Here is a 16,466-nt window from a genome sequence, read left to right on the forward strand (position 1 = left end):
TCATTCGCAGCGCTGGCTCTCGCGTTTCCTGCCGCTTCCCAAGAGAGCGCGGACATTCCTCCGACATCGCCGCCACGTTGGGAGGTGAGCCATGAAGGCACGACGATCTACATTTTCGGTACGGTAGCTTTGTTACCGCAAGGGATGGATTGGCAGACGCCGCTCGTGTCCGAAGCATTCCGAAAAGCAGACGAATTGGTCCTGGAACTGCGCACTCCAAGCCCTGTTGAAGCCGCGCTTGCCGCGCAGGAACACACCGAATTGGCATCCGGCCAGACGCTTACCGCAATATTGCCGGAGGATGTGCGTAGCGATTTCGAAATGTGGGTGCGGGAACGCAGTTACGTTCTATCGGATTTCGAGCAATTCCAACCCTGGTTCGCGTCACTACTGGTGAGCGGGCTGTCCAGCCAAGACAGCGAATTGCGCTTTGAAAACCAACCGGATGCCGTCTTCACCGAGTTGGCGGAAGAACGCGAATTGCCGATTACCTCTCTCGAGACCATCGGAGAGCAATATGCCGTTTTTTCTGGCCTCAGCATGGAAGAGCAAGTTGCGGAACTGCGCACCGCCCTCGCCCTTCGGGACGACACAGCCGAGCTTACCTTCGCCATGGTTGAGGCATGGAGCGTGGGCGATATGGATCGGTTGGATGCAATCATGCGGAGCCGTCCCTACTCACCGGTCCTGTGGGACCGTCTGATGACATCGCGAAGCGCGCGCTGGGGCGAGTGGGTGCTGTCGCGACTCGATTCGCCCGGAACGGTCTTCATGGTGGTTACCGCAGGTCATTTGGCGGGAACCGATTCGCTGGTTTCCAGCCTCGAAACAGCTGACGCGCCGATCAGCCAAATCCAGTAAAGCTCTGAAAAGTCGCGATTCTCGCGGCCAATAGTCGTGTCTCCATTTCTTTTTGTCAGGTCATGTTGACATAGGAAAAATCGTACGACATAAAGTAATGGCAACCTGACATACAGGAAGGTTGACGAGACAAATCGCTAAGACAACAGGACACAGACAATGCGCAAAACCCTCATTGCATTCGCCACCGCCGCCACCCTGATTGCAGTCCCCGCTGCAGCCCAGACTAGCGACGACACCGTTACAATTACGGTCGAAACCTCCGATCTCGACCTGACCACCGTAGCTGGCCAGGATCGCCTCGAAAGCCGCATCGACACTTCGATCGAGCGTGCATGCCGCAGCGGTGGCCGCGATCTCGCATCGCGACGCGCTGAAGCAGCCTGCCGCAATACTTTCCACAATGCCTTCGCACCGCAGGTCGAGCTGGCCATCGCTGAAGCCGGCTCCGAAAACTACGTCGCGCTGGAATTTGCCATTAAGGTCTGACGACCCTCCGCAGCGGGATGGCACCACCCCCAAAAGGCTTCCCCCCCGGCCTTACGGTGCCGTCCCCCGCGGACCCATCCTCAAACACGTTAGACGGGACTGTGACATGACTTTCGAAATCACCAAGCGCCATATCCCTAGAACCATTGCCGCTATCGCCCTGCTGTTCTTCGCCGGATATGGTGTGGGCAATATCGGCGCGAAGCTGGTCAATCACTTGTCCGCCGAAGCCGCTCCGCAAACGATCATCGTGCAATAATCGTCAAATACTCGGGACTTGATAATCATGGCTGCCACTTCGCCAAAACCGAAAAAGAACCGCGCTTCGCTTAACCTGAATATGGGTATCGTGGGCTTCGCATCGCTGATCGGTCTTACCGCAGCGAGCGCGCTGGACGCGCACGAAGGCATCCCGGTGGTGCTTGTATTGATCCTCGTCGCATCGCTTGCGACCATGTTTTTCACCCGCAAGAGCGACGAATATACGGAGCAACTCTGGATTTCAGGCGCAAATGCGGCCTTCATCATGCTGGTTCTCTGGATATTTATTGCGCCGGCCGTGGCCGGTTTCGTCGAGGGCTACAGCGCCGCTCATGAAGGCCGCGAAGCCGATGCCGAACCGCAATTCGACATGCTGTACGCGGCCGGAAGCACCTTCTCGCTTTATGCTTTCTTCATCACCTTTCATATCAAGCGCCTGACGGGAGCCTTTTGACATGCTGGTTGACCCCAAACGATCATTCGGCCCGTTCCTCGGCCTGGACCTCATGTTCATCGTGCTTGCGCTGCTTACGGTCGCGATGCTTTTCGATACGAGCGCAGCTAGTGCGGAAAGTGCGGCTTCCGCCAGCAGGCCACTGTTCGCCGGTCTCCTATCGATTGCGGGTGTCATGATACTAAGCATCGCGGCGGTCTGGTTGAGCAAAATCGACCAGCGGATGAACGACGAATTCACCTACAAAGCCGTCGCGCTTGGTGCGGTTGTCGCAGTGACCGTGACGTTGCTTTTCTACCTCGTTTTTGAACTGCTTCCCATGGTAGAATGGGGCATGGGCAGTCTCCACACTGATCGCCTAATCGCGGTCCTGCTCGGGAGTTGGGCGATGGGTTACGCCATCTTCCGGATCCGGGGGACTGCCGCATGAAGAACAAGCTGAAAGTTCTGCGCGCAATGCGCGACTGGAGCCAGGCTGAGCTGGCGAGCCGGCTCGACGTGTCGCGCCAGGCTGTCAATGCGATCGAGACGGGCAAGCATGACCCTTCGCTACCGCTCGCTTTCCGTATTGCCCGGCTTTTCGAAATGCCGATCGAAGAGATCTTCGATGACGCAGAAAGCTAGATTTTTTCACTGAATTATTGAACAATCCAACCACCCCCAAGGAGACGATAATATGTTCCGTAAAATTCTCGCATCAGCTTCGGCTATCGCCCTGTCGATCGGCGCGCTGCCTGCAGCCGCCCATGCACAGGACGCAAGCAATCCCACTCCCGCCATGTGGACGGTGAGCGATGAGGACACCACGATCTACCTTTTCGGCACGGTTCACATCCTGCCTGAAGGCACCGAATTCATGAATCCGACGATCACCGCGGCGCTGGAAAGCTCCGACCAGTTTGTCTCGGAAATCGATACCAGCCTGATCCCTGAATTCGATCCGGCCTCGGGCAATCCCCCTCCGCCGGAGATCATGGAAATCGCGCAGATGCAGGCACAAATGGCGCAGCTGACCACTGGCGGCACGCTTCGTGACCTGTTGAATGACGAGCAGCGCGCCTTCTACGAAGAAACGATGACAGAGCTTGGCTTGCCAGTGGCAGCATTCGATGCCTTCGAGCCGTGGTTTGCTGCGATGAACATTGCGCAGATCGCATTCATGCAGGCCGGACTTGATCCAGCCAATGGCGTGGAGCGTCGTCTCGATCACCTGATCGAAGGCAAGGACCGCGCCGCTTTCGAAACTGTCGAGCAGCAGATGACCTTCTTCGACACTCTGCCTCTGCAGTCGCAAATCGCCTTCCTCGTCTCGGACAGCAATGACGTCGACGATATGGAAGAGATGTTTGGCGAAATGGTGGGCGAATGGATCGAAGGCGATCCGGTGGGTTTAGCGAGCATGATTAACGAACCGATGAGCGAGGACGCGCATCTGTATTACAACCTGCTCACCCAGCGTAATTACGCCTGGGCAGACTGGATCGACACGCGTCTCGACCAGCCCGGCACCGTCTTCATCGCGGTGGGCGCAGGCCATCTCGCCGGTGAATACAGCGTTCAGGACTTCCTTGAACAGCGCGGGATTACAGCGGAACGCGTCCAATACTGATCCGCTGTCTTTCCGTTATGCTGGGGGCGCTGTGGCTTGCAAGCTGCGGCGCCCCATCGCCGTTTCAAGCCGATTCCGAGCCGCAGCGGGAGTGGCCGGAGCCCTCCCCTGCGCTGTGGGAAGCGACCTCTCCCGACGGCGCGAAGGGCTGGCTGTTCGGAACGGTTCATGCGCTGCCTGATGGCGTGGAATGGAATTCGGGAGCGCTCAATGAGGCGATCGAAAGCGCCGACCTTCTGATGGTCGAAATCGCCGATCTCGATGCGTCCACGCAAGCCGCGATTGAGTTCGAAAGCCGCGCCTACTCGGACGGATTGGAACCGCTTCCGCGTCGCGTCGGGCCTGAATATAGTCAGGCGATAGCCAAGCTGATCGATGACGCGGATATGGAAGAAAGCGACTTCGCGCGAACCGAAACATGGGCCGCGGCGCTCATGCTTGGCAATGCGATGCGATGCACGCAATCTGGCAATGGCGTCGACCGCGCGCTAATTGCGCAATTCGAGCGTGTGCAGGCGATGGAAGGCTTCGCCATGCAGTTCGACATATTCGATAATCTTCCAGAAGAAGCGCAGGGCCAATTGCTCCTCACCGCTGCACAATCGGGCGACTGCGAACGGGCATTCGATCGCACCGAATTGTGGTTGACGGGTGATACAGTTGCGCTGATGCAGGAGCTGGAGAGCAGCTTCGGCGGAAACACGGACCTGCGCCTGGATTTGCTGGAGCGGCGCAATGAATGGTTTGCTGCAAGGCTCGCGCGGTATCAGGAGCTAAATCCCGATGAGGCCGTGCTGCTTGCGGTGGGTGCCGGTCATATGCCGGGCCCCGACGGGGTGGTCGCCCTGCTAGAAGCAGAGGGCTACACCGTGACCCGCATCCAATAGCCGCATCCAGTAGTTGCATTTCGCCCTATTGCTGCTAAACGCGCGCCTCCCCTGCCATGGTCATCCCTGGAGGCGTGGTTGAAGGGGTATTACATATGCATATCGAAAGGCACGTATTATGAGCGACGCTCTTAAACTGTCGGCCGAGCTGCGCGAACGGGCTGGCAAGGGAGCCTCCCGTGCACTGCGTCGCGAAGGCCGCGTCCCCGCTGTGATTTACGGCGGCAAGGAAGAACCCACCACGATCCACGTGGAAGAAAAGGCACTGGTCCAGCTGCTGGGCACCGGCCACTTCATGAACTCCCTCGTGATGATCGATGTCGACGGCGGCACTCACCGCACGATTCCGAAGGACGTGGCGCTGCACCCCGTGAACGACCGTCCGGAACATGTCGACTTCCTCCGCCTTGCCAAGGACGCGAAGATCGTCGTCAACATCCCAGTCGTCTTCGTCAACGAAGAAGAAAGCCCCGGCCTCAAAAAGGGCGGCGTGCTCAACGTTGTGCGTCACGAGCTGGAACTGGCCTGCGAAGCAGACAAGATCCCCGGCGAAATCGAAATCGACGTCACCGGCCTCGAAGTTGGCGACTCGATCCACATCAGCGCAGTCTCGCTGCCTGCCGGAGCTGAGAACAATATCGAGCGTGACTTCACCATCGCAACGGTCGTCGCACCGTCCGCTCTCAAGCGTTCGGAAGGCGAAGACGGCGAAGGCGAAGACCAGACCGGCGAGGACATGGAGCCGGGCGAAACCGCCGCGACCGAGCAGGGTCCGGATGCGGATGCCGCTCAGGAACAGGAAGACAAGAGCGAGTAATCGTTCTTCCCAATTTCCAGAAACAAGCAGCGCCGGCCCCGCAAGGGGCCGGCGTTTGCTTTTGCGGGCACCACCGCTAGAGGAACGCCATGCAGCTTTGGGTTGGCCTAGGAAATCCCGGACCGAAATACGCCATGCACCGGCACAATGTCGGCTTCATGGCGTGTGACGTCATGGCGGACATGCACGGTTTCGGCCCGGTGCAGAAGAAGTTTCAGGGCTGGATGCAGGAAGGGCGGATCGGCGGCGAGCGGATTATGCTATTAAAGCCGGCCACCTTCATGAATGAAAGCGGTCGCAGCGTTGGCGAGGCGATGCGGTTCTTCAAACTGGAACTGGATGCGATCACCGTCTTCCATGACGAACTCGATATCGCGCCGTTCAAAGTGAAGGTGAAAGTCGGCGGTGGGCACGCGGGGCACAACGGCCTTCGCTCCATCGACCAGCATTGCGGCGCAGATTTCCGCCGCGTTCGCCTCGGCATCGGCCATCCCGGGCACAAGGACCGTGTGCATGGCTATGTGCTGGGCAATTACGCCAAGGCGGAAATGGACGGTCTAACCGATATGCTGGCAGCAGTGAGCGCAGAGGCGGACTGGCTCGCGAAAGGCGATAATGCCCGTTTCATGAGCGATGTTGCGCTCAGGATGCAGGATTGACGTCAGCCGCGCCGCGCCCGCTCGGCGATGTCGCGGTCGATTTCGGACGCATCGGGGCCGCGCAGGATCGGTGTAATCACCGAGGCAGCCTGCGAATGCTCGCCCAGTTCCAACAGGATCCGCGCGTAAACCCGTGCATAGGCAGCGTTATTTGGAAAACGTCGGTTGAGCGGAGCCATCAGCGCGCGCGCCTGTTCGTATTGACCTAAAGCGAGCAGCGATTGGGCGTAGAGGCCACGCGCATTATCATGGCTTTGAACTGCGGTCTCATATTGCTGCAGCAGATCGCGCGCGGCGGTCCAATTGCCTTCGAACGCCAACAGACTGGCGTCGAGATAGATGAATTCTATATCTTCGGGATAGGCCTGCCTGCCACGCTCGATAAGCGGTTCGAACACATCCACGCGGCCAAGTTTGTCGAGCTCTTGAATGGCGCCTAGCATTGCCGGCCGATCATTCGGCGTTCGCTCCAAAATGGCGAGATAGGCTCGGGAGGCGAGGTCTGGCCGCCCATCGAGCTGCGCCAAACGCGCGGACACGAAAAGCGTTTCGATGGCGTCGGGTGCCAATTGCTGCGCCTGACCCACTGCAAAGCGCGCCGCATCCGCATCGCCACGATTTAGGTGGAAGCTGGCAGCAGCTGTGAAGAGTTTACGTTTGTCACCCTCCGCTTCGCGGCCGGCAATGAAATGCGCGGTCGCCTCGTCATCATCGCCTTCCATCGCTGCGGCAAGTGCGCGCAAACGCCAGCTTTCAGCGCTTGCGAGCCCATCCAGCAAGGCGAAAGCCTCCTCGGCTTCCCCACCCTGCAACATCGCTTCTGCCCGGATTAGTGTCAGGTGTTCACCTTCGGCGCCCGCCTCTTCCAAACGGTCCAGCGTAAGTAAAGCGTCCCCGCCCTGCCCCATGGCCAGTTGGATCTGTGCCAGCAAGGTAAGTGCGTCCACATCGCGCGCATTGTCTTGCAGAGCGCCAAGCACATGCTCTTGCGCGGCGAAATAGTCCTGCTCCGCCAGTGCGTCCCGCGCCTCCTCCAACGGTGTGTCTAGCAGGAGGGAACAGGCCGCCAACGGCAAGCTTAAAATACCCGCAAAGGCGTGCGAAAATCTCATCGCCTCGTACTTAGCCGAAAACCCCAAAGAAACGGTGAAACGTCGTAATATTTGACACATCACCATTCTGGGCCGCCGCGTTAACCATAGCGACGGCGGAATTCCGGGAATGGCACGCCCTTTGCTTAGATGCGCGTGAACTATAGTTTTTGAGGACGTGTAATCATGATGAAGCTTGCCAAGGGTCTTGCCGCAATGGCTGCTTTGGCGGTGGCAACACCCGCTTATGCGGAACCCATCAGCCTGAGCTCAGGCGATATCGGCGACAGCTTCACGATCGATTTCGATGGCTTTTCCGGTGACAGCTCAAATACGATTGACGGCCTCACTGCGACGCTGATCCTCACGCTCGATAGCGTGACCGGCGATACATATAATTTCTCTTACGAAGTGCAGAACACGACGAGTTCCGGCCTAACGTCGAACATTTCGAGCTTCGCCTTCAATGTCGATCCCGACATTATTGGTGCGACGGTGGACGGCGCCTACCAGTTCGCTTTCGTCACCGACGGACGCGGCAGTGACCCGCGCCTGCCGAACCAGATCGGCGCAGTGGATGTGTGCTTCAAAGCTCAGAACAGCGGCTCCTGCTCCAATGGTGGCGGCGTTTCCGAAGGGACGACCGGCACGGGAACACTTTCCCTGCTGTTCGATCCCGATGCAGCCAGCATTACGCTCGACGATTTTTTCGTGCGCTATCAAGGCATCACGGGCGCTGGGCATGTGACTTCGGCCACAGGCGGCCAGACATCGAGCAGCGGAACGCCCGTCCCCGCACCGGGAATGCTCGGCCTGTTGGCCATCGCGCTGTTCTCGCTCGGCTTTATGCGTCGTCGCCGCGAAGTCGAGCCGTTGCAGCCTGCCCAGCCAGCTTTCGCCTGACAAACACTCACATGTAAGAAAGGGCGCTGCATAAGGATGCGGCGCCCTTTCTTACATCAGTCAGCCGCCCCTCGCCTCCGACAGATGTCGATTGATCGTCGGATTGTCGGGATCGAGCCTCGCAGCGCGCTCGAGCAATTGCAGGCCGCGAGACCTGTCCTCGCCGCTCTCCACGAGCAGCCAGCCCAAAGTGTCCATGATCGAAGGATGATCAGGTGCAAGCTCATGCGCCATTTCGCTGAGCCTGATCGCCTCATCCGTTTCGCCCGTGCGCCCACGTGCAAATGCAAGATTGTTGAGGACTAGCGCGTTCCTGTCACCCGTCCAGCGGCGCAATTCCTCATAGGCATCGATGGCTGAGCGCCAATTCTCGCGTCGCAAGGCGCTGTCACCCTGCGCCAGCAAGGTGCCGAGTCGCTCTGTCGGCGGAGCAGCGGCCAGTGCGTCGCCGATATCTGCCGAGCGCCCTGTGGCCCGTGCTGCCGTGGCAAAAATCGCCAAGTCCTGCGCTGTGCCCAAAGCGCTGGTGGCGAGTGGGCGAATTGTCGAAAAAGCTGCATCCGCCTCATCCGATTCCAGCTGGGCGCGTGCCAACAGGCGGCGAGCTTCCGCATTCCCGGGAGCGGACCGGAGCAGCGACATGAGCCTTGGCATTGCTTGTTCAGGCAAATCCAGTTCGAGCAGAGCGCGCGCATAGAGCAATTGCTGCTGAGGCTGATCGCGACCCTCAAAACGCTGGAGGATGCTGCGAACGTCCTCCCACGCGCCGTCCTCGGCAGCAAGGCGCGCCTGCAGGTAGATCACATCAGGATCCCCGGGCAGGCGATTGGCCATATCGGCAATCAGAGGCCTCGCCTTATCGAGCCGCCCGAGATCTCCCAGCACGCCGATACGGCCGAGGATCGCGAGGCGGTTCTCGGGCCATTCCTCTGATGCGGCGCTGAAGAATTGCAGAGCTCGGTTCAAATCGCCCCTAGCCATGGCGATGCGCGCATTGGCAAGTAGAGGATCGAGACCGTCCTCAGCCGCTTCAAGCGCCTGCGTCGCAAGTCGCTGGGCCGCCTCCGCATCACCTGCCTGCAACATGAAGATAGCGTAATCGGCGAGCAGTCGCGATCGATCTCCGGGCGCAGTGAGGCCTGCTTCGAAAGCGGATTGCGCCTCCCGCCCTTCCCCCAGGCCGATATGCGACAGGGCAATAATCCGCGCACCTTCAGCCGAACCGAGCGCCTCTGCTGTGCGTATTGCTGCGTCGAAATCGCCGCGCAGCAATTGTGCCTCTGCCAGCATCCGATCGTAATCACCCGGACGTGCGTTCAACTCATCGAGGCGTTGCAGTGAGGAATATGCGCCCTCCCCATCGCCCGCCTGCAGCTGTGTGCGGGCCAGCAATTCCAGCGCGGCGATATTGTTCGCGTCATCCTGCAGCACGCTGGCGAGATCGAGGCGCGCTTCATTGAAGCGGTTTTCGGCATAGGCCTCTTCGGCGCGGTCGAGCCGCTTTTCCGGCGAAAGGCCGCATGCCGCAAGCGACAGGGCGAGCATGGCGGTAAGAGTTGATCGTCCGGCAATTTTCATGCCTCAGCCCATAGGCAGATTGGGTTGAGAAGCGGTTTATCGACATTGCATGCTGCGAGCGCTGGAATTGTCCGCCCTGCCCCGCTAAGGCGCGCGGCAGTATCTGGACACGTTTTGAAGGTTTATATTCATGGGATTTCGCTGCGGCATCGTTGGCCTGCCCAATGTCGGCAAATCGACCCTGTTTAACGCATTGACGGAAACACAGGTGGCGGAGGCTGCCAACTATCCGTTCTGCACGATTGACCCCAATGTCGGGCAGGTGTCTGTTCCGGACGAGCGGCTCGAAAAAATCGCAGCTATCGCCAAAAGCGCGAAGGTGATCCCGACGCAGCTGAGCTTTGTGGACATTGCTGGCCTCGTCAAAGGCGCGAGTGCGGGCGAAGGCTTGGGCAACCAGTTCCTTGGTAATATCCGCGAAGTGGACGCCATCGTCCACGTGCTGCGCTGCTTTGAAGATGATGACATCCAGCATGTCGCGAACAAAGTCGATCCGATCGCCGATGCCGAAGTGGTCGAAACCGAGCTGATGCTCGCGGATCTCGAAAGCCTCGAAAAACGCGTCGACAATGCCGCGAAGCGCGCGACGGCAGGCGACAAAGAAGCCAAAATTACGGCAAGCGTGCTTGGCCAGGCGCTGGAGCTGCTGCGCGATGGCAAGCCTGCGCGCCTCGTTGAGCCCAATGATGATGAGGAAGCGCGCGTTTTCCGCCAGTCACAGCTTCTGACGGCAAAGCCTGTGCTCTATGTCTGCAATGTCGCAGAGGAAGACGCTGCCGAGGGCAATGAGCTTTCTGCTCGCGTATTCGAAAAAGCGGCTGCCGAAGGCGCACAGGCTGTTGTGGTATCGGCCGCTATCGAAGCCGAATTGGTGCAAATGGAGCCCGAAGATCGCGGTGAGTTCCTTGCAGATCTCGGCCTTGAGGAAAGCGGCCTCGCCCGCGTTATCCGGGCAGGTTATCAGCTGCTTGGCCTCAAAACCTTCTTCACTGCAGGCCCCAAGGAATCGCGCGCATGGACCTTCCCCGATGGCGCGAAGGCTCCGCAGGCGGCAGGAGAAATCCACACCGATTTCGAACGCGGCTTCATCCGTGCAGAAACCATCGGCTATGACGATTACATCGCCCTTGGCGGAGAGAACGGTGCGAAGGATGCGGGTAAATTGCGACAGGAGGGCAAGGAATACGTCGTGCAGGATGGCGACGTCATGCTCTTCAAGTTCAACGTTTAATCGCGATCGCCACTCTTGCGCCGCCGCAGCCAGCGACGGATCGGAACGAAAAACAGCGCGAGCGCGATGCCCAGGCCGACAAGCAGCGGCTTTGCCAATTTGGCGAGCATGGCGAGGAGGCCGAACTGCTTGGCCACGGCGAGGCCCGCTCCGCTCGCGACGAGCCCTGCCAGGCCATAGCCCGCAGCCTCGTCTGACCCGGCTTCGTAATCTTCATAACGCGCGCCGGGATCGAAACGCGCTCCGTCGGTGATTTCGCTCGCCGCACGCCGGATGGCAGGAAGCTTGTCCATGTCGGCTACGAAATTGATGCTCAGCACGCCCTCGCGGCCCAGCAGCCGGACATCGTATGACAGCGAGTTGTTCTCGGTATCGGAGAAGTCGAATTCGCGCGCCCATATCAGCGCGTGGCGGACCGAATCGTAAGTCGGCTGCTGCGCCCAGCCGACAATCTCCAGTTCCGGATAGCCTAGGCCGCTGCGCTCGAGGTTTTCGGCGCGCGCATTGGCCTGCATTTCTTCGAGGATAATATCGTAATCGGCGCTGCGGGCATCGTCGTTCGATATCCAGCCTGTCTCGGCATAAGTGACGATACCGCCCCAGCCGTCCTCACGCGGGTCGAGGCCTGCCGGCAGGATGACGCCGAGCACGCCCTCGGCCTGCTCGGGCCTGTTATCCCAATGTTCTACGATGATGGTGCGCGCGTCTTCGGGTCCGTAAAAATCGTATCGGTCGCCGAGTTCGAGCGAGACCCGCGCTGCCGGAATTTGGATCGTGCCATTCTCAGGCGGAAGAGAACGTGAAAGAGCTTCCTGCGCGGCCAGCGGGGTAGAGCAGAGGATCGCAAGTCCAAGAGTGATGGCAATGACCGATCTCATGCGCCGGGCCTATGCCACACAACACTTACCATCCTGTGCACGGCGCATGAAAAAGGGCGGGAAACCGTGTGGTCTCCCGCCCTTTTCGAATTTCCGGCAAAGCGCCGTTTACATGGTGCCAGCACCTGCATGCATGGCTTCAACATGCGCGGCCCAGAGCGCTGCGATAGGCTGACGCTCACCCGCGACTGCGGCAAAGCTGGTCAAAGCCTCATCATGCTTGCCCTGCATCGCCTGGTTGATGCCGATGCGCATATTGGCGACATTGGCGTCAAAGCCACGCTCAAGGCCCAGCTCATACATCTCTTCCGCCTGAGCATAGTCATCCAGCGAATACAGCACATCGCCGGCATTCATCGCATCGAGCGCGTCACCATTGCGGGCTTCCGAGATGATCGTGCCGATACCGTTACGGTCCACAGAGGCACGGTTCTGGGCGATGCCCTGAACTTCAGTGTAATAGCTGTCACCGGCGGTGAACTCACCTTCGGCCAGGCCAAGCTGGAGAATATCGAGCACTTCATTCGACATCAAGCGCGGGTCGATTTCCTCAATATAACGGACCATTGCCGAACGATCGACCAATGCCCCGCGTGCGGCCATCAGGCGATACAGATCGACAGCAGCATCATCGGACACAGGCAGGATCTGCTCCATGATGCGCAGACCATCGGTCCACGAACGCTCGCTCGGGTAATCATTGACGAGGCGCAGAACGATATCGAGCGCTTCGGTCACCATCGCTTCTTCGTAGACGTATTGCAGCGAATTGCGCAGCCATGCCTCCGGAACGGCGTTGCCTGCCGCATCGGCCTCTGCAATCGCCCCGGTCAGGAAGTTGTAGGATCCAAGGTCATCGCCCTGTTCCATATAGGTGCGCGCGATAAGGTTGACGATGTCCACGCCTTCCTCGGTATAGCCTGCAGCAAGTGCGGCATTAAGGAAGGCGCGCGAAGCTTCGTAATCGTCGACTTCAAGAGCGAAATTGCCCGCATACCAGTTCAACACGCCGAGCTGATCAGCGGGAACGAGGCCACCCTGCAGGCGAAGCTCGATGCCCTGGCGCTGCAGCGGACGGTCGGACAGCTCGCTGCCTACTGCCAGCATGTAGCGGCCGGCAAGATCACGGTCACGATTGTTCTCGATGGCAGCCGTCATGTTCGGAATGGCTGCGCGTGCAGCCTGGAAATCGGCAGTTTCACCCTGCACGAGCGGAACAGCTTCGGTGTACACTTCGGCGAAGCCGGACGACGGATCAGGCAGTTCCTGTTCCTGCGCAGCGGCGGTTGCCGGAGCGAGAGCGGTCATGCCAAAAGCTGCACCGCCTGACAGGGCCAGAGCGAGCGCATAGAGCGAGGATTTCCGACGAGTGGAGCGGAAAGCGCGAACCATTGATGTATTCTCCTGAAAACTTCTTGTGGTGACCTTTCGCCACCGCGTCTTTCATCGGGCGGCATATTCATACTACGCCCGAGATTGCAAATATGTCCTACAGGAATGGCGCTGAATGATGATTGAACGTGGTTGTAAACGAAGGTTTTGCTGCGATCCGCACCGATCAGCGAATACTTGCCGCTTTTGTGTGGAAAAGCGAGCTTTCTCCCCGCTTCTCACTGCCCGTTTATTGGCGTTCTTCCCCCCGATCCCCTAGTTTCCATGCTAACTGAAATAGCGATGGATCGACATCTCCGTGAGTGATGAGACCGACAATCTGAACCCCGCCCCGGCCCCCGAAGAATACGATCGCATCGACATCGTCGATGAGATGAAGACTAGCTATCTCGATTACGCGATGAGCGTGATCGTCAGCCGCGCCCTGCCAGATGTTCGGGACGGGCTGAAGCCGGTCCACCGCCGCATTCTCTACGCCGCGCAGGTCGGCGGCTACACTGCGAGCCGTCCCTATCGCAAATCCGCCAAGATCGTTGGCGAGGTGATGGGTTCATACCACCCGCATGGCGATAGCGCGATTTACGATGCCCTCGCCCGCATGGTGCAGCCATGGTCTCTGCGCGTCCCGCTGATCGATGGTCAGGGCAATTTTGGCAGTATGGATCCCGATCCGCCTGCCGCCATGCGTTACACCGAAAGCCGGCTTGCGCGCGCCGCAGAGCCGCTGCTGAACGATCTCGATAAGGACACGGTCGATTTCGTCGACAATTACGATGGCAGTGAGAAAGAGCCGTCGGTCCTCCCGGCGCGCTTTCCTAACCTGCTGGTGAACGGTGCTGGCGGCATCGCGGTCGGCATGGCGACCAATATTCCGCCGCATAATCTTGGCGAAGTGATTGACGGCTGTTTCGCCTTTATGGACGATCCGGGCATCACGTCCGAGCAGCTCCACGAAATCATTCCCGGCCCCGATTTCCCGACAGCGCCGCTAATTCTCGGCAAATCTGGTGCACGCTCTGCCTATACGACGGGCCGCGGCAGCATTCTGATGCGCAGCCGGCATGAAATCGAAGTCGGCAAGGGTGACCGCGAAAGCATCGTGCTCACCTCCATTCCCTACCAAGTCGGCAAGGCTGGCCTGGTCGAGAAAATTGCCGATGCCGCCAAGGAAAAGCGGATCGAGGGCATTTCCGACATTCGCGACGAGAGCTCGCGTGCCGGTGTGCGCGTCGTCATCGATCTGAAGCGGGATGCGACGCCTGACGTGGTGCTCAACCAGCTGTGGCGGCATACGCCTGCGCAGAGCAGCTTCCCTGCAAACATGCTCGCCATTCGCGGTGGCCGCCCGGAAACGCTGGCACTTCGCGATTTCATCCAGGCTTTCATCAATTTCCGCGAGCAGGTCATCACCCGCCGCACCAAGTTCGAGCTGAACAAGGCGCGTGATCGTGCCCACGTGTTGCTCGGCCTGGTGGTCGCGGTGTCGAACCTGGATGAAGTCGTCGCGATGATCCGTGGCTCTTCCAATCCGCAGATCGCGCGCGAAAAGCTGCTCACCAAGGAATGGCCGATCGGCGACATCGCGCAGTATATCGCGCTGGTTGAAGCGATCGAGCCGACCAGCGATGAAAGCGGCGGCACCTATCGTCTGTCAGAGCGGCAGGTGAAGGCTATCCTCGATCTGCGCCTGCACCGCCTGACCGCGCTTGGCCGCGATGAAATTGGCGATGAATTAAAGGAACTTGCCGACCAGATCGAATATTATCTCTCCCTGCTTGCCGACCGGGCGAAGCTATACGGCGTGATGCGTGAGGAATTGCAGGAAGTGCGCGATCAGTTCGCCACACCGCGCATGTCCGAAATCGCGCCTGCCTGGGACGGCATCGAAGATGAAGACCTGATCGAGCGTGAGGAAATGGTCGTGACCGTCACCCATGGCGGCTACATCAAGCGTACTCCGCTCGCGACGTTTCGCGCGCAGGCGCGTGGCGGCAAGGGGCGCAGCGGCATGGCGACGAAGGATGAGGATGCCGTCGTCGAAATGTTCGTTACTTCGACCCATAACCCTGTGTTGTTCTTCACCAATACGGGCCGGGTCTATCGCCTCAAAGTCTGGAAGCTGCCCGAAGGCGGGCCGCAGACCAAGGGCCGTCCGATGGTCAATCTGCTGCCGCTGGGCGATGATGAGCGCATCACCAATGTCCTCTCGCTGCCCGAGGATGAGGCCGATTGGGAAGCCCTCAACATCATCTTTGCGACCGAGCAGGGCATGGTTCGCCGCAACTCCATGGATGCCTTTACCAATGTGCCGTCCAACGGCAAATATGCGATGGGCTTTGTCGAAGACAGCAATGACCGCCTGATCGGTGTGGAATTGCTCAGCGAAGACCAGGAAGTGTTCCTCGCCTCCGACGCTGGCAAGGCCATCCGCTTCTCCGCCACCGATGCGCGCGAAACCAAGAGCCGCACCGGCATAGGTGTGCGCGGCATGACGTTGAAAGATGGGGCGAAAGTGGTCTCGCTCGCCATTCTCGACAGGCTCGATGCCGATATGGAGACGCGCGAGGCTTATCTGCGCGCTGCCGCGTGGAAGAATAACGAGAATGAGCCGACGCTCGACGGCGATGTTCTTGCAGAAATGGCCGAGCGTGAGGAGTTCATCTTGACGCTTACCGCCAATGGCTATGGCAAGATTTCGTCAGCCTATGAGTACCGCACCATCGGGCGCGGCGGCCAAGGCCTGACGAATATCGGCACGCCGAGCGACGAGGATCGCAACGGGCCGGTGGTCGCCAGCTTTACCGTCAAACATGGCTCGCAGCTGATGCTGGTGACGGACCGTGCCAAGCTGATCCGCCTGCCAATCGACTTCCGCCATCTGGTCGAAGGCGGCTTTGAGGAACATAAGGGCTTCTCCATCTACGGCCGCAGCTCCTCCGGTGTCCGCATTTTCAATGTGGCCAAGGGTGAAACGATCGTCGGCGCAGCTTTGATCGACGAGGACGAGAGCCCCGAGAACGAAGCCGAGGAAGCGGTCGTCGAGGAAATGCTCGAACGGCGCGGTGGCGGTGATGAAACCACGCCGGATACGACGATGGACCGGGATGACAATATCGGAGACGAGCAAGAGGACTGATGTCCGCCGGGCGCGACGAAGTTCAGAGTTTTCGCACGAAGACTAGTGCCTTCCCGTCGAAGGAAAAGTGCATCAGAATTTTGTGACCGTCCGGTAGCACGGTCCCTTCGGGGGCGACGAAGTGCGCGCCCATGCCCGGAATGCGGCGGATCTCACCGTTCTTGAGCGGCGAGCCGTCCAGGAGGTCGGCGATATTCAGAAAGGCGGTTTTCGACAGCAA

The 16,466-nt window shown here is 59.4% G+C and carries 18 protein-coding genes; 13 read left to right on the plus strand and 5 right to left on the minus strand.

Translation table 11 applies throughout. The features are described from left to right. Positions 1–84 precede the first annotated feature (84 nt). From I5L03_RS08690 to pth, 10 genes are all read left to right on the plus strand, one after another. A complete protein-coding gene (locus I5L03_RS08690) occupies positions 85–861 on the plus strand; it encodes a TraB/GumN family protein (protein ID WP_197921341.1) in 777 nt (258 codons plus the stop codon). Positions 862–1,020: 159 nt separating this feature from the next. Then, complete coding sequence (locus tag I5L03_RS08695; protein WP_197921342.1) at positions 1,021–1,350, plus strand: UrcA family protein; 330 nt, start codon at positions 1,021–1,023, stop codon at positions 1,348–1,350. A gap of 106 nt (positions 1,351–1,456) precedes the next feature. Continuing rightward, on the plus strand, positions 1,457–1,609 hold the full coding sequence (locus tag I5L03_RS08700; protein ID WP_197921343.1) for a hypothetical protein: 153 nt from the start codon (positions 1,457–1,459) through the stop codon (positions 1,607–1,609). A 27-nt stretch (positions 1,610–1,636) separates the two neighbouring features. Then, positions 1,637–2,065: a hypothetical protein gene (locus I5L03_RS08705; protein WP_197921344.1), complete on the plus strand. Its 429-nt coding sequence runs from the start codon at positions 1,637–1,639 to the stop codon at positions 2,063–2,065. A gap of 1 nt (position 2,066) precedes the next feature. Next, a complete protein-coding gene (locus I5L03_RS08710) occupies positions 2,067–2,495 on the plus strand; it encodes a hypothetical protein (protein ID WP_197921345.1) in 429 nt (142 codons plus the stop codon). After that, positions 2,492–2,689: a helix-turn-helix transcriptional regulator gene (locus I5L03_RS08715; protein ID WP_197921346.1), complete on the plus strand. Its 198-nt coding sequence runs from the start codon at positions 2,492–2,494 to the stop codon at positions 2,687–2,689. The genes I5L03_RS08710 and I5L03_RS08715 overlap by 4 nt, the downstream gene beginning before the upstream one ends. Positions 2,690–2,741: 52 nt before the next feature. Further along, positions 2,742–3,674, plus strand: a complete 933-nt coding sequence (locus I5L03_RS08720) for a TraB/GumN family protein (RefSeq protein WP_197921347.1) — start codon at positions 2,742–2,744, stop codon at positions 3,672–3,674. Between the two features lie 17 nt (positions 3,675–3,691). After that, complete coding sequence (locus tag I5L03_RS08725) at positions 3,692–4,561, plus strand: TraB/GumN family protein (protein ID WP_197921348.1); 870 nt, start codon at positions 3,692–3,694, stop codon at positions 4,559–4,561. Positions 4,562–4,679: 118 nt separating this feature from the next. Continuing rightward, positions 4,680–5,378 carry a 50S ribosomal protein L25/general stress protein Ctc gene (locus I5L03_RS08730; RefSeq protein WP_197921349.1) on the plus strand — a complete coding sequence of 233 codons (699 nt, stop codon included), beginning with the start codon at positions 4,680–4,682 and terminating at the stop codon, positions 5,376–5,378. Positions 5,379–5,467: 89 nt separating this feature from the next. Next, positions 5,468–6,037: an aminoacyl-tRNA hydrolase gene (gene pth, locus I5L03_RS08735; RefSeq protein ID WP_197921350.1), complete on the plus strand. Its 570-nt coding sequence runs from the start codon at positions 5,468–5,470 to the stop codon at positions 6,035–6,037. A 2-nt stretch (positions 6,038–6,039) separates the two neighbouring features. Here the strand turns inward: pth and I5L03_RS08740 are convergent, their stop codons facing one another. After that, positions 6,040–7,107: a tetratricopeptide repeat protein gene (locus tag I5L03_RS08740; protein ID WP_197921351.1), complete on the minus strand. Its 1,068-nt coding sequence runs from the start codon at positions 7,105–7,107 to the stop codon at positions 6,040–6,042. 207 nt (positions 7,108–7,314) lie between these two features. On the opposite strand from I5L03_RS08740, the gene I5L03_RS08745 reads away from it, so the two are divergent. Beyond that, a complete protein-coding gene (locus I5L03_RS08745) occupies positions 7,315–8,031 on the plus strand; it encodes a cistern family PEP-CTERM protein (RefSeq protein ID WP_197921352.1) in 717 nt (238 codons plus the stop codon). A 60-nt stretch (positions 8,032–8,091) separates the two neighbouring features. Here I5L03_RS08745 and I5L03_RS08750 read toward each other — a convergent pair whose 3' ends face one another. Next, entirely contained in the window at positions 8,092–9,609 is a 1,518-nt protein-coding gene (locus tag I5L03_RS08750) for a tetratricopeptide repeat protein (protein ID WP_197921353.1), read from the minus strand. Between the two features lie 130 nt (positions 9,610–9,739). On the opposite strand from I5L03_RS08750, the gene ychF reads away from it, so the two are divergent. After that, positions 9,740–10,840 (plus strand): redox-regulated ATPase YchF, encoded by a 1,101-nt coding sequence (ychF, locus tag I5L03_RS08755; RefSeq protein WP_197921354.1) that lies wholly within the window; start codon positions 9,740–9,742, stop codon positions 10,838–10,840. On the opposite strand, the gene I5L03_RS08760 is transcribed toward ychF, so the two are convergent. Continuing rightward, positions 10,837–11,718, minus strand: a complete 882-nt coding sequence (locus tag I5L03_RS08760) for a DUF2167 domain-containing protein (RefSeq protein WP_197921355.1) — start codon at positions 11,716–11,718, stop codon at positions 10,837–10,839. The genes ychF and I5L03_RS08760 overlap by 4 nt on opposite strands. 108 nt (positions 11,719–11,826) lie before the next feature. Continuing rightward, positions 11,827–13,110, minus strand: coding sequence for a hypothetical protein (locus I5L03_RS08765; RefSeq protein WP_197921356.1), 1,284 nt, complete (start codon positions 13,108–13,110; stop codon positions 11,827–11,829). A 298-nt stretch (positions 13,111–13,408) separates the two neighbouring features. Between I5L03_RS08765 and gyrA the strand changes: the two genes are divergently transcribed. Continuing rightward, the gene (gene gyrA, locus I5L03_RS08770) at positions 13,409–16,246 is read left to right on the plus strand and encodes a DNA gyrase subunit A (protein ID WP_197921357.1); all 2,838 of its coding nucleotides are present in this window, start codon (positions 13,409–13,411) and stop codon (positions 16,244–16,246) included. Between the two features lie 22 nt (positions 16,247–16,268). Here the strand turns inward: gyrA and I5L03_RS08775 are convergent, their stop codons facing one another. Continuing rightward, positions 16,269–16,466, minus strand: a complete 198-nt coding sequence (locus tag I5L03_RS08775; protein ID WP_197921358.1) for a hypothetical protein — start codon at positions 16,464–16,466, stop codon at positions 16,269–16,271.

Origin of the sequence: Aurantiacibacter sediminis (assembly GCF_016019885.1) — a bacterium.
Taxonomy (GTDB): Bacteria; Pseudomonadota; Alphaproteobacteria; order Sphingomonadales; family Sphingomonadaceae; genus Alteraurantiacibacter; species Alteraurantiacibacter sediminis.

Coding starts and splice junctions, on each gene's coding strand:
- I5L03_RS08695 (WP_197921342.1), top strand. CDS start 1,021: ATGCGCAAAACCCTCATTGCATTCGCCACCGCCGCCACCCTGATTGCA.
- I5L03_RS08700 (WP_197921343.1), top strand. CDS start 1,457: ATGACTTTCGAAATCACCAAGCGCCATATCCCTAGAACCATTGCCGCT.
- I5L03_RS08705 (WP_197921344.1), top strand. CDS start 1,637: ATGGCTGCCACTTCGCCAAAACCGAAAAAGAACCGCGCTTCGCTTAAC.
- I5L03_RS08710 (WP_197921345.1), top strand. CDS start 2,067: ATGCTGGTTGACCCCAAACGATCATTCGGCCCGTTCCTCGGCCTGGAC.
- I5L03_RS08715 (WP_197921346.1), top strand. CDS start 2,492: ATGAAGAACAAGCTGAAAGTTCTGCGCGCAATGCGCGACTGGAGCCAG.
- I5L03_RS08720 (WP_197921347.1), top strand. CDS start 2,742: ATGTTCCGTAAAATTCTCGCATCAGCTTCGGCTATCGCCCTGTCGATC.
- I5L03_RS08725 (WP_197921348.1), top strand. CDS start 3,692: ATGCTGGGGGCGCTGTGGCTTGCAAGCTGCGGCGCCCCATCGCCGTTT.
- I5L03_RS08730 (WP_197921349.1), top strand. CDS start 4,680: ATGAGCGACGCTCTTAAACTGTCGGCCGAGCTGCGCGAACGGGCTGGC.
- pth (WP_197921350.1), top strand. CDS start 5,468: ATGCAGCTTTGGGTTGGCCTAGGAAATCCCGGACCGAAATACGCCATG.
- I5L03_RS08745 (WP_197921352.1), top strand. CDS start 7,315: ATGATGAAGCTTGCCAAGGGTCTTGCCGCAATGGCTGCTTTGGCGGTG.
- I5L03_RS08750 (WP_197921353.1), bottom strand. CDS start 9,609: ATGAAAATTGCCGGACGATCAACTCTTACCGCCATGCTCGCCCTGTCG.
- ychF (WP_197921354.1), top strand. CDS start 9,740: ATGGGATTTCGCTGCGGCATCGTTGGCCTGCCCAATGTCGGCAAATCG.
- I5L03_RS08760 (WP_197921355.1), bottom strand. CDS start 11,718: ATGAGATCGGTCATTGCCATCACTCTTGGACTTGCGATCCTCTGCTCT.
- I5L03_RS08765 (WP_197921356.1), bottom strand. CDS start 13,110: ATGGTTCGCGCTTTCCGCTCCACTCGTCGGAAATCCTCGCTCTATGCG.